The following is a 13,666-nucleotide window of genomic DNA, read 5'->3' on the forward strand; positions in this document are numbered from 1 at the left end:
CTGAGGCGTGGCGCGGCGGGCGGTTCGGAGCCGACGGGGCCGAAGCGACGGCCACCCCGCGCGCTCAGACGCGCTCGTCGCGGTCGGCGCCCGACCACAGGTCGCCGCACTCGACCAGCTCCGCCTCACGGGCGATCAAGTACGCCCGGGCGCCGACGTCCCCGCGCACCGCGGCCGACAGCGCGTCCCAGTGCTCGCGCCCCAGCAGCACGGGATGCCCCGGCGCACCGTCGTACGTCGCCTGCGCGAGGGCCCCGGGCGCGGCCTTGCGCCGCACCCGGGCCACCGCGGCGGGGACGACGTCGGGGGTGTCCACCGGCAGCACGAGCGCCGCGACCGCGTCGCCCGCGGCGAGCGCGCGCAGCCCCGCGCGCAGCGATGCCGCGACCCCGGTGGCCCAGTCCTCGGCCCGCACGATCGACGCCCCCGCCGGCACGAGCGGCGCGGCGTCGTCAGCGGCGGCGCCGAGTACGACGGTGACGTCACGGCATCCACCCTCGAGCAGGGAGCGCACCGCCAGGGCCACCCAGGGCGTGCCCGCCGCGGTGCGCGCGAGGGCCTTGGGCCCGCCGAAGCGCCGGCCCTCCCCCGCGGCCAGCACCAGTCCCGACACGGCGGCAGCGGGCTCGGGCGGCATGGTCACGACAGCGTAGCGTGCGCGAAACACGCCCCGACTACCGTCGCGTCCATGCTCGATCTGGCCGCCGATCTGGTGCCGTTGATGGATGCCGGCATCCCCGTCGCGGCCGTCACGGTCACCGCGGTGGTGCGCAGCGCCCCGCGCGGCGTGGGCGCCACCCTCGCCGTCACCCGCGATGCGCGCGTGATCGGTTCGATCTCGGGCGGGTGCGTCGAGAACGACGCCGTCATGCTCGGCCTCGACGCCCTGCGCACCGGCTCGATCCGGCGCGCGCGCTTCGGCTTCGCCTCGGACGGAGCCGTCACCCCGATCGCCGCGGGACTCGCGTGCGGCGGCGCCGTCGACGTCGTCGCCTACCCCCTCGACGCCGACGCCCGACCCGCCCTCGAGGCCGCCCGGGCGGGGCGAGCCGCGACCCTGCGGCTCGAGCTCGACGGCGAGCCCCTCGTCCTGCACCGCCCCGCGGCGGCGCGGCTCATCATCCTCGGCGCGGGCGAGCACGCGGCGGCCCTGTGCCGTGTCGGCGCCGCCGCGGGGTTCGCGGTGACCGTGTGCGACGACTGGGCCATGCTCGCCACGCGCGAGCGATTCCCCGAGGCGGTCGAGGTCGTCGTCGCCGCCCCGCACGACTATCTCGCCACGGTCGTCGACCCCGACGAGCGCACCGCCGTCTGCGTCCTGACGCACGACGAACGACTCGACGTCCCCGCGCTGCGGACGGCCCTGCGCCTGCCGGTGGGATTCGTCGGCGCGATGGGGGCGCGCGCGACCGCGAACCGCCGCGCCCAGCTGCTGCGTGCGGCCGGGGTGACCGATGCCGAGCTCTCGCGCCTGCACTCCCCCCTGGGTCTGGACCTGGGCGGCTCGACACCCGAAGAGACGGCACTGTCGGTGATCGCCGAGATCGTGGCATCCCGTCACTCCGCCGGCGCGCGGCCGCTGCGCGAGGGCACCGGAGCACGCCTGCACGGCGGGACCACGTCCCACGCCGACGACGGCGCGGTCTTCTGCGGCGTGAGGAGCGCATGAGCGTCCTGGTCGTGCGCGGGGCGGTCGCCGTCGTCGAGGACGCGGGCCGCGTGCGCACCGGCGACGTCATCGTCGTCGACGGCGTCGTGGTCGACGACGCCGATACGACGGATGCCGAGACCCTCGACGCGAGCGGATGCGTGGTCACCGCCGGTCTGGTCAACGCCCACCATCACCTGCTGCAGACGGCGTTCCGGACCCTGCCCGCAACGCGCGGCATCCAGATGCGCGAGTGGCTGCCGGCGATGGCCGGTGCTTACGCCGCCGCGGGGGTCGACCCCGACCTGACCGGGCTCGCCGCCCGGGCGGGGCTCGCCGAGGCGCTGCTGAGCGGGGTGACGACCGTCGCCGACCACCACCTCACCTGGCCCGCGGGCGCCGACTCGGTGGGCATGGCGCGGGCCGCCGCCGCCGCGGCGGGCGATCTCGGCGCGCGCCTGGTCTTCGTCCGCGGAGCCGCCCGGGACGACCCGCAGGAAGCCGCGGCCTCGGCTCAGGCGATCGTCGACGCCCTCGTCCCCGACCGGCCCGGCGGCGTCTCGGCCGACGGCATGCTGCAGGTCGCCGTCGGTCCCGCGGGCGTGCACAGCGACCCCCGCGAGACGTTCGACCTGCTCGGCGAGGTCGCGCACCGCCACGGGCTGCGCCGACGCACGCAGGCGAACGAGGTCGTCGACGTCGAGATCGCCCTCGCGCGCCACGGCCGCCGCCCCCTCGACCTGCTCGAGGACTGGGGCTGGCTCGCGCCCGACGTCACCCTCGCCCACCTGTGCGACGTCACGCCCGACGAGATCGACCGGGTCGCGGCATCCGGCACCTCGGCCACCCACGCCCCGGGATGCGATGTGCCGATGGGGTGGGGGGTGGCCCCGGTGCGCGCGCTGCGCGACGCCGGGATCGCCGTCGGACTCGGGACCAGCGGCGGCGGCAGCAACGACGCGGGACATCTGCTCGCCGATGCCCGCCTCGCGATGCAGGTGTCCGCGCTCGTGGGGCCGCAGCTGCCGGCATCCGAGGTGCTGTCGATGGCGACCTCGGGATCGGCCGACGGCCTCGGGCGGGCCGAGCTCGGCCGTCTCAAGCCGGGATCGGCCGGGGACCTCTGCCTCTGGGACGTCTCGGGCGTCGCCGACGCCGGCGTCGCCGACCCCGTCGCGGGGCTGCTGTGGGCCTCGCCCGGACGTCGCCCCCGCACCGTCGTGGTCGGCGGACGGGTCGTCGTCGACGCCGGGCGACTCGTGCACGCCGACGAGGGCGAGATCGTCGCCCGCCTGTTCGAGAGGGTGACACGATGACCTCCATGGCACCACCCGCACCGCTTCCCCCGGCCGAATCCAGCGACGAGCGCCTCGGCGCGCACCTGCGGGGGCTGCGCAAAGCGCGCGGGCTCACCCTGACCCAGCTCGCCGAGGCGGCCGACCTCTCGCACCCGTTCCTCAGCCAGCTCGAACGCGGCCTGGCGCGGCCCAGCATGGCGAGCCTCGAGCGGCTCGCGCGCGCCCTCGGTACCAGCCGCGTCGAGCTGATCGCCGGCTCCGAGCCTCCGCGGGCCGAGCCCGACGCCCGGCCGTCGTTCGTCGCCGCGGGCGAGGGCGTCGTCGGCCCCTACGCCGAGGGCACCGCGCGGCTGCTCGCCGAGGGACCTCGCCGCTTCGAGCCGCTCGAGTTCACGGGGTCGAACAGCGCCCCGGGCGACCACTACGTCCACGACGAAGACGAGTTCCTCACCGTGCTCGAGGGCGCGATCGTCATCTCGTTCGGGCCGTTCGGCGAGCGCACCCTGGCGGTCGGCGACTCGGTCTACTGCCGGTCGGGCACCCCGCACCGGTGGCACTCGCCCGACGGTTCGCCCTACCGCCTGCTCATCGTGAAAGAAGTGGTCCACGGCGACGGCGCCGAGGCGTGATCGTGAAGGAGGACGCATGAGTGCAGGAGTGAGCTTCGAGGCCGTCGTGACCGGACGCCGCGACGCCGCGGACGGTGTCGTCGTGCTCGACCTCGGACGGGCCACGGGCACGCTCCCGCACTGGTCGCCCGGGGCGCACATCGACGTCGTTCTGCCGAGCGGCATCGAGCGGCAGTACTCCCTCTGCGGCTCGCCGACCGCGCGCGGCACCTGGCGCATCGGCGTCCTGCGCGAGCGCGAGGGCTCGGTCTGGCTGCACGACAACGCCCACGTCGGGGCGACGCTGCGCGTGCGGGGACCGGCGAACCACTTCCTGTTCGCCCCCACCGCCGGACGCTCCTACGTGTTCGTCGCGGGGGGCATCGGCATCACCCCCCTCGTCCCGATGATCGAAGCCGCCGACGCCGCCGGCGCGGACTGGACCCTTCTCTACCTGGGCCGATCGCGCACGACCATGGCCTTCGTCGACGACCTCGCGGCGCGCTACGGCGAGCGCGTCGAGGTGTTCTCCGCCGATGAGGGCCGCCGCCTCGACCTGTCCGCGCGCCTGTCCACCCCGGTCGCCCGCACCGTCGTCTACGCGTGCGGCCCCGCGCGCCTTCTCGACGGGCTCGCGGATGCCATGGCCGACTGGCCCCGCGGAAGCCTCCACGTCGAGCGGTTCGAGGCGAAGGTGCTCGGCGAGCCGATCTGGACGGAGCCGTTCGAGGTCGACCTGATGATGTCGGGACTGACCCTCACCGTGCCGCCCGAGCGCAGCATCCTCGACGTCGCCGAGGAGCACGGCGTGGTCGTGCCCTCGAGCTGCCGGGTGGGCACGTGCGGAACGTGTGAGGTGGCCGTCGTCGACGGTGACGTGGAGCACCGCGACTCGGTGCTCTCGCCCGAGGAGCAGGACGCCAACCGCACGATGATGCCGTGCGTCTCGCGCGCCGCGTGCGCGCGGATCATGCTCGAGCTCTGATCCGCGGCACGCGCGCGGCATCCGTCCCTCCCCCGGCCGCGCGCGATCGTCACGAGAACAGGGGATGCCGCGAGAACAGGCCGATTCGCGCGGATCCTGCCTGTTCCCACGGCATCCCCTGTTCTGAGCGCACGCTCGCGCGCGCGCCAGCCTGTCCGACAACTTTGTCGAGAGGGTCACGCGGGGGAAATACAGCGGAAACGCGCCATTCCTAGCATCGGATCAACGCCGGATGTTGGTCACACCAACACTGACGCAGCCGCCCCCGGCGGTCCGCCCCGCTGCCGTGGCACCCCTCTCGCCCCTCGCCCGAACGCTCTCGGAGGCTCCCGTGTCCGCCGCTCCGCCCGTCCCCGTCGCCGCGCTTCGCGGCGTGCGCCTCGCCTCCAGCGCCGTCGTCGACGTCGCGCTCGACGGCGACGAGGTGCTCGCGGTGGTGCCGACCGGCAGCCCCCTGCCCGACACCGACGGCGTCGTCCTCGACCTGCCGGGCTACCTGCTCACCGCCGCGGGAGCGGAACCCCACGCCCACCTCGACAAGGCGCAGTCCTGGGATGCCATCCACCCCCCGTTCGGAGACCTCGAACGCGCGATCGAGAGCTGGCACGCCTTCGCCCTGACCCTCGACGAGGACGACACGCTGCGCCGGGCCCGCGCGACGGCGCTGCGGATGCTGGCATCCGGGATCACCGCCGTCCGCACGCACGTCGACCTGCTGCGCGGCGATGACGCCCTGACCGGCGTGCGCGCCCTCGTGAGACTGCGCGACGAGCTCGTCGGCCTGATGGACATCGAACTCGTCGCCCTCGGCGGCCCGACGGTCGCCGACGCGGTCTTCGAGGCCGCTCTCGACGCCGGGGTCGACCTGGTCGGCGGCGCACCGCACCTCGCCGACGACCCGATCGCCGACCTCGAGCGTCTCGTCGCCCTCGCGCGGCGGCGTGACGTCGGCCTCGATCTGCACACCGACGAGAGCCTCGCCGGCGCCGACACCCTCGCTGCCTACGCCCGCGCGGTCGCCGGCTCGCCCCGCTCCCGCACGGCCGGCCACTGCGTGCGCCTGAGCATGATGGCCGCCACCGATCTCGCCGCCCTCGCCGATCAGGTGCGCGCCGCCGACATCGGCGTCATCGCCCTGCCGATCACCAACCTGTACCTGCAGGGATGGGATGCCGACCACGCCGTCCCCCGCGGAATCGCACCGATCGGTCGTCTGAAGGCGGCCGGCGTGCGCGTCGCGGCGGGAGCCGACAACGTCCGCGACCCCTTCAACCCGGTCGGTCGCTGCGACCACCTGGAGACCGCGTCGCTGCTCGTCAGCGCCGGACACCTCGCCCCCGACGCCGCGCTCGAAGCCGTGACCGCGGGGGCGCGCGACGTGATGGGCCTGCCCGCCGCCGGCCCCGTGCCGGGTGCGCGCGCCGACCTCGTCGCCGTGCGGGCCGAGTCCCTGGGCGACGCCGTCGCCTTCGCCAGCGCCGACCGCGTCGTGATCCACCGCGGCCGGCTCGTCAGCCGCACCACCGTCTCGACCGAGACCGCGGCATCCGTCCCCACCCGCTCCGCCGCACCCGCGACGGCGTCGTAACCCGCTCCCGACAGAAAGCGAGCGCCCCGTGACCTTGGCCTCTCCCGCCCCGGCAGCCGTCGCGGATCCCACCGCGCCCCTGCTGGATTTCCGCAACGTCGCCATGACGTTCCCCAACGGCACCACCGCACTCTCGGGTGTCGACCTCACCGTCGGTCGCGGCGAATTCGTCAGCGTCGTCGGGCCCTCGGGCTGCGGCAAGTCGACGCTGCTGCGCATCGCCTCGGGCCTGGAGTCGGCGAGCGAGGGCACCGCGACCGTCAACACCGACCGCATCGGCTACGTCTTCCAGGACGCCACGCTGCTGCCGTGGCGCGACGTGCGCTCCAACGTCGAACTGCTCGCCGAGCTCAACTGGCAGCCCAAGCGCGTGCGCGGGCCCAAGGCGCAGTGGGCGATCGACCTCGTGGGCCTCAACGGCTTCGAGAAGCACCTGCCCAAGCAGATGTCGGGCGGCATGAAGATGCGCACCTCGCTCGCGCGCTCGCTCACCCTCGACCCCGAGCTGTTCCTGTTCGACGAACCGTTCGGCGCTCTCGACGAGATCACCCGCGAACGCCTCAACGACGAGCTCATCAAGATCTTCGTCGCCCAGCGCTTCGGCGGACTCTTCATCACCCACTCGGTCTCCGAGGCCGTCTACCTCTCCACCAAGGTCGTCGTGATGTCGGGTCGCCCCGGCCACCTCGTCGACACCTTCGAGGTCCCCTTCGACCTGCCCCGCGACCCCGAGATCCGCTACACGGGCGAGTTCGCGAAGCTCGTCGGCGAGGTCTCCCACGCCCTCCGGGAAGGACACTCATGAGCACCACCTCCGCAGAACCGGTCGTCGCCGCGTCCGACGCGTCCCCGGCATCCCCTCCTCCGCCCGTCGAACCGCCCCGCCCGCGCGCGAGCGCACGCCGTCGTGGCTTCGGCGCTAACGCAGCCCTCGTGGGTCCGCCCCTCGGTGTTCTCGTCGTGCTCATCGGCGCCTGGTACGGCGTCTCGATCGCCCTGAGCGCCTCGGGCAAGGGCTTCCTGCTCCCGATGCCGCACGAGATGTTCACCCTCGGCTTCTTCGACCCGCAGGTCGGTGCCGACATCTGGGTCGCGCTGTTCCGCACGACCGGCGTCGCGCTGACCGGACTCGTGATCGCGATGGTGATCGGCATCGGCTGGGCGATCGCGATGTCGATGGCCCGGTGGATCGAGCGCTCCACCTACGCCTACGCGGTGGTGCTGCAGTGCATCCCGATCCTCGCCCTCGTGCCGCTGGTCGGCTTCTGGTTCGGCTACGAGTTCCTCGCCCGCGTGATCGTATGCGTCCTGATCGCCCTGTTCCCGATGGTGTCGAACACCCTGTTCGGTCTGCAGTCGGTCGACAAGTCGCAGCGCGAGCTGTTCCGCCTGCAGAAGGCGGACCGGTGGACGGTGCTCACCAAGCTCACCCTGCCCGCGGCGCTGCCCTCGATCTTCGTCGGCATGCGCACCTCGGCAGGACTGTCGGTCATCGGCGCGATCGTCGGCGACTACTTCTTCCGCCGCGGCGAACCGGGCATCGGCTCGCTGATCGCCAACTACCAGTCCCGCCTGCAGAGCGCCGAACTGTTCGCCGCGATCCTCGCCGCCTGCCTGCTCGGCGTGGCGATCTTCGCCCTTTTCGGCTGGCTGTCGAAGGCGGCCGTCGGCCGCTGGTACGACAGCACGCTCTGACCTGATCCCGGATGCCACGCCTCCCTCGCACGCGAGGTGCGGGGGGCGGTGTCCGGCGTTCCCGAAAACCCGCACCCGAGAGCTCCACCGTCACAGAAAGCGAACCAGCATGCAGCGCTCCACCCTTCTTCGCGGCACCGCCGTCACCGGCGCCGTCGCGATCGCCCTCACCCTGACCTCCTGCGCCGGTAGCGCGGCCGAGAGCGCCCCCGCCGCCGATCTGCAGATCGGCTCCGTCGACCTCTCGGCGGACTGCCCCTCGACCGTCGTCATCCAGACGGACTGGAACCCCGAGGCCGAGCACGGTCACCTCTACGAGATGATCAAGGACGACTACACGATCGACGCCAACACGAAGGCGGTCACCGGCCCGCTGATGTCGGACGGCGAGTACACCGGCGTCAACCTCGAGATCCGCGCCGGAGGTCCCGCGATCGGCTTCCAGACGGTGTCGGCGCAGATGTACCAGGACGACAAGATCACGCTCGGCTACGTCAGCACCGACGAGGCGATCCAGCTCTCGGGCACCACGCCCACCAAGGCCGTGTTCGCTCCCCTTGACATCAGCCCGACCATGGTGATGTGGGACCCCGCCACCTACCCGAACGTCAAGACGGTGGATGACGTCAAGAGCGCCCTCGCGGCGACCGGCGGCGTGTGGCGCTACTTCGACGGCTCGGCGTACATCGAGTACCTCAAGAGCGCGGGCCTGGCCGACTCGGCCATCCTCGACGGCTCGTACGACGGAACGCCGTCGAACTTCGTCGCCGCCGGCGGCAAGGACATGCAGCAGGGCTTCGCCTCGGCCGAGCCGTACGTGTACCAGAACGAGGTCTCGGCGTGGGGCAAGCCCGTCGACTTCGCGCTGATCCACGACGCCGGTTGGCAGACATACCAGTCGTCGGTGTCGGTCAAGGCCGGCGACTTCGACAAGCTGAGCCCCTGCCTCGAGAAGCTCGTCCCCGTTCTGCAGAAGGCGGGCGTGGCGTACTACAAGGACCCGTCCGCCGCGAACGACCTGATCCTGAAGCTCGTCGACGAGTACGCCACCGGCTGGACCTACACGCAGGGTGTCGCGGACTACTCGGTCAAGACGCAGGTCGACCTGGGCCTCGTCGGCAACGGCCCCGACTCGACTTACGGCAACTTCGACGAGAGCCGTTTCGACGACTTCTTCACCAAGGCGAGCAAGGTCTACACCGACCTCGGCACCCCGCCGGCGTCGGGCTACACCCCGGCCGACCTGTACACGAACCAGTTCATCGACACGTCGATCTCGTTCTGACCCGACGGCCCGGTCCGCCTCGTGCGGGCCGGGCCGTCCGCGGGGCCGCACCCGCAGGCCCCGCCCCCGCGCCTTGCCCCGGACACAACGCAGGAGATCCGACGCCCGACACCCGGCCCGATGCCGGCCCGGCGCACGCGATCGGTTTGACCGACGAGAAACTCCTGCGTTGTGCACCGTCGCCGCGAAAGCCGTGGCATCCACCCCCACCCGTTCCACCCGGAGACACCCCATGAGCGACACCGCCACCCGCGTCCTCTCCCTCGAGGACGAACTGCTCGACCTGCTCGGCCCCGCGGCCGTCAGCACCGAACCGCGCGTGCGCGAACGCGCCAGCGTCGACGGCTCGCCCATGTCGCCGATCATCGCGGCGAAACTGCCCCTGGGCCTGGCCGACCTCGTGGTGTTCGCCGAGAACGCCGAGCAGATCGCCACCGCGGTCGCCGCGGCCGCCCGCCACGGCGTCCCCGTGACCGTGCGCGGCAAGGGCACCGGCAACTACGGCCAGGCCATCCCGATGCAGGGGGGCCTCGTCATCGACACCACGCGCGCCAAGGCCATCGTCGAGGTCGGCGACGGGTTCATCACCGCCGAAGCCGGCACCCCGATGGTGCTGCTCGAGCAGGCCGCGTGGGCGGCCGGGCAGGCCCTGTGGATGTACCCCTCGACCGCGCAGTCCACGATCGGCGGCTTCCTCTCGGGCGGCTCGGGCGGCACCGGGTCGATCGAGCACGGCTCGAACGACCGCGGCTTCGTCGCCGCCCTCGACGTCGTGCACGCCGACGGCAGCGACGAGATCATCCACGTCGAGGGCGACGAGGCCCAGAAATACGTGCACAACTACGGCACCGCCGGTGTCATCGTCCGCGCGACCGTCCGCCTCGAGCCGCTGCGCGAATGGCGGGGCCTCTGGGCGAGCTTCCCGGACTTCGCGGGAACCCTCTCGGTGGTGCAGACCATCGGCAACCTCGACCCCTCGCCGCGGCTGGTCTCGGGCGACGGGCCCGAGATCTCGGCATCCCTCCCCTCCGACGAGGCCATCCCCGCGGGACGCTCCAGCCTGCGGGTGATCCTGGATGCCGCGCAGATCGACGACGTGACCGCGATCATCGAGGGCGCGGGCGGCCGCGTCGAGGCCGTGCGCGAGGGACCGCAGGCCAGCATCCGCCTGTCGATGCTGAGCTACAACCACCCGATCGAGTGGTACCAGAAGAGCCAGCCGCACGAGGTGTTCCACCTCGAGGTGGCCGGAGCACCCCTGGCCGACGACATCGCGGCGGTCGAGGCGGTGTTCCCCGGCTCGCACCTGCACATCGAGTCGACCAAGGCGTTCCCGATCGGCATGCTCGCCGCGCCCTACGTCAGCGAGGAGGACGTGTACCGCGGCATCGCCGCGCTGAACGCGATCGGTGTCGGCGTGCACAACCCGCACCAGTGGAACGTCGACTTCAACGTCGAGCAGACCGTCGAGACCGCGCGCGCGACCGACCCGAACGGGCTGCTGAACCCCGGCAAGCTCGACCCCGACTACGCCGGCGCGCGCAAGGGAGCGATCATCTCATGACCCGTCTGCTGGCCGAGCTGAGCGGACCCGCCGCCGCCGAGGCCCTCACCGAAAAGTCGATCGTGGTCCTGCCCACGGGCGCGATCGAGCACCACGGTCCGCACCTGCCCCTGGCGACGGATGCCATCGTGGCCGAGGCCTCCGCGACGGCCGCCGTGGCACGAGCCGCGGCGCAGGGCCTGGACGTCTGGCAGCTGCCCACCCTGTCGATCACGAAGTCGGACGAGCACTCGTGGGCGCCAGGGACGCTGTGGCTCACGCCCGAGACGATGATGCAGACGATCGTCGACATCGGCCGGTCGCTGCTGACGACCCGCGCCCGCACGCTCGTCTTCCTCAACGGCCACGGCGGGAACGTCGCGCTGCTGAACGTCGCGAACCGGGAGCTGCGCCGCCGCTTCGGCCTGCGGACGTTCTTCATGCCCGCCGCCCGCGTGCCCTCGTTCGACGGCACCGACGGGGGTCCGAACGAGCACGGCACCGGCATCCACGCCGGACACGGCGAGACGAGCATGATCATGCACCTGCGCCCGGAACTGGTGGATGCCACGACGTTCGAGGCCACGGTGCCCGCGCACATCGGCGACTTCCGGCACATCGGCTTCAACGGCAAGCCCGTCACGTTCGGGTGGCTGTCGAACGACTTCGGACCGACCGGGGTGCTCGGCGACCCGACCGGCGCGAACGCGGCGCACGGTGCGCAGCTGTTCGAGGACAGCGTGTCGTTCGTCGTCGAGGCGCTCGAGGAGATCAGCCGATTCGACTACACGGCGTGAGGGGTTCGGGGCGGGCACGACTCCTGCAGACCCGGACCTTCGACCGGGCGACGGGCGGCCGCGCGCCACAACGCAGGAGATGCGCACCGCCGCAGCCGTCATCACGCGGTCTCCGCGGTTCGGTGGGCGCGGTTCTCCTGCGTACGGTCCGGCCCACCCGCTGCGCCACGGCCCCCGCCGACTTCCTCTCCCCCGGCGGGGGCGGGGGCGTCTCGCGCCTCACCGTGACACAACGCAGGAGTATCCGTCGGGATCGCCCGCGACGGAGGGACGACGCGGGCACTGCAACCAACGCCTTGTCGGATCTCCTGCGTTGCGTCCCACACGGCGGGGTGGGGATGCCGTGAGCCCGACGACGAACGAGGCACGGGGCGTCCGAGCCTACGGGCAGGTGCTGCGCCTGCCCGGGGCGCGGAGCTTCGTCGCCGCGGGCATCCTCGCGCGTTTCCCGCGGGCGACGCTGTCGCTCGGCATCATCCTGCTGGTGTCCTCCGCGACCGGCAGCTTCGCCTCCGCGGGAATCGTCGTCGCCCCGCTCGTCGGCGGGATGGCGGTCGCCGCTCCCCTGTGGTCGTCGCGCATGGACCGGCACGGCCAGGCCCGCGTCATCCTGATCTCGCTCGGATGCCTCGTGCTCGCGGCATCCGGATTCCTCGCCCTCGTGCTCACGGGGGCGCCGTTCTGGACGTGGCTCGTGGCCGCGTTCGTGACGGGGGCGGCGACACCGGATCTGACCTCGGCCGTGCGGGCGCGGTGGACCGTGCTCGCGCCGGAGTCGCAGCGCACCCCCGCTCTCGCGCTCGAGACGATCGCCGATCAGATGGTGTTCATCTCGGGGCCGCCGGCCATCACCGCGGTGGCCGCCGCGATCGATCCCTCCGTGGCGATGCTCGGCTCGCTCGGGCTCGGAGTGATCGGCGGGGTGTGGCTGGCCGCCCAGCGCGGCACGCAACCGGCGCCGACGCCGCGCGGTCCCCGGCGCGGGTTGGTGCTGCCCCCGGCGGGCGTGATCCCGATCGCGATCGCGTGCATCGCGCTGGGCGGGGTGTTCGGATCTTTCGACGTCAGCCTGGTCGGCTGGGCGGAGATGAGCGAGCGGCCGTGGCTCGCGGGCCCCGCGTTCAGCGCGCTGGCCGTGGCGATCGCGATCGGCTCGGTCGTCACCGGGGCGCGGACGTGGAGGCTCTCCCCCGCCGCGCGCTACATCCTCTTCGCGGCGCTCGCCTGCGCCGTCGCCCTCGTCCTGCCGTTCGCGCAGGGCTCGGCTCCGGTGCTGTTCGGGGCGATCCTGCTGCTGGGGCTCGCGGTCTCGCCGGTCATGGTGTCGGGGATCCTCGTGGCATCCGCCCGGGCTCCCGAGGGGCGCGTGACCGAGACCCTCGCGTATCCCACCGCCGCGATGTCGCTCGGCGTTCCGATCGGCGGCGTGATCGCCGGAGCGGCCCTGGATGCCACCGGCCCCGCGACCGCGCTCACCACCATCGCGGTGGCCCTGGCCCTCGCCGCCGTCGTCGCCGCGGTCGGCGAGGCGCTGCTGCGCGCCGCGGGCGCGCGGGCGGCGCGGGTGTGAGGCCCGGGCGGCGCGCGGGCCGGGGCGGCCGCCCGACCCGCGAGACTGCATCCTGCTGACAAGTCGGTGTCAGAATGTCGCCGAGTTGTCAGCGGAGTGCTGTCTCGCGGCTCAGACCACCCGCGCGAGGGCGCCGCTCAGGTGGCGCAGCACCGAGACGTGCCCGTCGTCGGGGTGCAGCTCGAGCGTCGCCCGCGGCAGGACGGCGGCGAGAGCTCGAGCGTGCGGGGGCGGGATCACCCGATCGCACTCCCCCTGGACGAGCAGAACGGATGCCGCCACCTCCGCCGCCGCGAACCCCCAGGGCCGGGTGAAGGCGAGGTCGTCGTCGATGAGGCCATCCGGCCCGTCGGCGCCGGCCGCTCCGGCGTCCACCCCGAGCGACGCCCACTCCCCCCGCAGCGCGGCATAGTCGGCATCCACGAACTGCGCCGGATCGAACTCGTCGGTCGCGGCGAAGCGGCGCCTCTCGTCCTCGCCGACCGCGGCGGCACGGAGTCCCCCGGGCGCCTGCATGCCGGCGAACCACCACGGCTCGTCGATGAACGGCGCGGGCGACGCGAGAGTCACCACCGCGCGGACGTGCCGCGGCATGACCGCGGCGCACGCGAGCGCGTGCGGTCCGCCGCCCGAGGCTCCCACCGAGACG

13 protein-coding genes are annotated in these 13,666 nt (G+C 73.1%); 11 read left to right on the plus strand and 2 right to left on the minus strand.

What is annotated here, in order from left to right; translation table 11 throughout:
* Positions 1–64: 64 nt before the first annotated feature.
* Positions 65–637 carry an NTP transferase domain-containing protein gene (locus QZ433_RS12680; protein WP_295784117.1) on the minus strand — a complete coding sequence of 191 codons (573 nt, stop codon included), beginning with the start codon at positions 635–637 and terminating at the stop codon, positions 65–67.
* A 51-nt stretch (positions 638–688) separates the two neighbouring features.
* On the opposite strand from QZ433_RS12680, the gene QZ433_RS12685 reads away from it, so the two are divergent.
* From QZ433_RS12685 to QZ433_RS12735, 11 genes are all read left to right on the plus strand, one after another.
* On the plus strand, positions 689–1,669 hold the full coding sequence (locus tag QZ433_RS12685; RefSeq protein ID WP_295784088.1) for an XdhC/CoxI family protein: 981 nt from the start codon (positions 689–691) through the stop codon (positions 1,667–1,669).
* On the plus strand, positions 1,666–2,964 hold the full coding sequence (locus tag QZ433_RS12690) for an amidohydrolase family protein (RefSeq protein ID WP_295784090.1): 1,299 nt from the start codon (positions 1,666–1,668) through the stop codon (positions 2,962–2,964). The genes QZ433_RS12685 and QZ433_RS12690 overlap by 4 nt, the downstream gene beginning before the upstream one ends.
* Positions 2,961–3,575, plus strand: a complete 615-nt coding sequence (locus tag QZ433_RS12695) for a helix-turn-helix domain-containing protein (protein ID WP_295784094.1) — start codon at positions 2,961–2,963, stop codon at positions 3,573–3,575. The genes QZ433_RS12690 and QZ433_RS12695 overlap by 4 nt, the downstream gene beginning before the upstream one ends.
* A gap of 16 nt (positions 3,576–3,591) precedes the next feature.
* Complete coding sequence (locus QZ433_RS12700; protein WP_295784096.1) at positions 3,592–4,539, plus strand: PDR/VanB family oxidoreductase; 948 nt, start codon at positions 3,592–3,594, stop codon at positions 4,537–4,539.
* Positions 4,540–4,870: 331 nt separating this feature from the next.
* Positions 4,871–6,127, plus strand: coding sequence for an amidohydrolase family protein (locus QZ433_RS12705; protein ID WP_295784098.1), 1,257 nt, complete (start codon positions 4,871–4,873; stop codon positions 6,125–6,127).
* Positions 6,128–6,155: 28 nt separating this feature from the next.
* Positions 6,156–6,932 carry an ABC transporter ATP-binding protein gene (locus tag QZ433_RS12710; RefSeq protein WP_295784101.1) on the plus strand — a complete coding sequence of 259 codons (777 nt, stop codon included), beginning with the start codon at positions 6,156–6,158 and terminating at the stop codon, positions 6,930–6,932.
* Between the two features lie 128 nt (positions 6,933–7,060).
* Complete coding sequence (locus QZ433_RS12715) at positions 7,061–7,822, plus strand: ABC transporter permease (RefSeq protein WP_295784103.1); 762 nt, start codon at positions 7,061–7,063, stop codon at positions 7,820–7,822.
* 109 nt (positions 7,823–7,931) lie between these two features.
* Entirely contained in the window at positions 7,932–9,107 is a 1,176-nt protein-coding gene (locus QZ433_RS12720) for an ABC transporter substrate-binding protein (RefSeq protein ID WP_295784105.1), read from the plus strand.
* Positions 9,108–9,339: 232 nt separating this feature from the next.
* A complete protein-coding gene (locus QZ433_RS12725; RefSeq protein ID WP_295784108.1) occupies positions 9,340–10,671 on the plus strand; it encodes an FAD-binding oxidoreductase in 1,332 nt (443 codons plus the stop codon).
* On the plus strand, positions 10,668–11,447 hold the full coding sequence (locus QZ433_RS12730; RefSeq protein WP_058624612.1) for a creatininase family protein: 780 nt from the start codon (positions 10,668–10,670) through the stop codon (positions 11,445–11,447). Before QZ433_RS12725 ends, QZ433_RS12730 begins: the two co-directional genes overlap by 4 nt.
* Positions 11,448–11,790: 343 nt before the next feature.
* Entirely contained in the window at positions 11,791–13,017 is a 1,227-nt protein-coding gene (locus tag QZ433_RS12735) for an MFS transporter (protein ID WP_295784114.1), read from the plus strand.
* Positions 13,018–13,128: 111 nt separating this feature from the next.
* Here the strand turns inward: QZ433_RS12735 and QZ433_RS12740 are convergent.
* Positions 13,129–13,666 (minus strand): alpha/beta fold hydrolase (locus tag QZ433_RS12740; protein WP_295784116.1); only part of this gene is annotated, 538 nt, incomplete at its 5' end.

Source organism: uncultured Microbacterium sp., assembly GCF_913776565.1.
GTDB lineage: Bacteria > Actinomycetota > Actinomycetes > Actinomycetales > Microbacteriaceae > Microbacterium.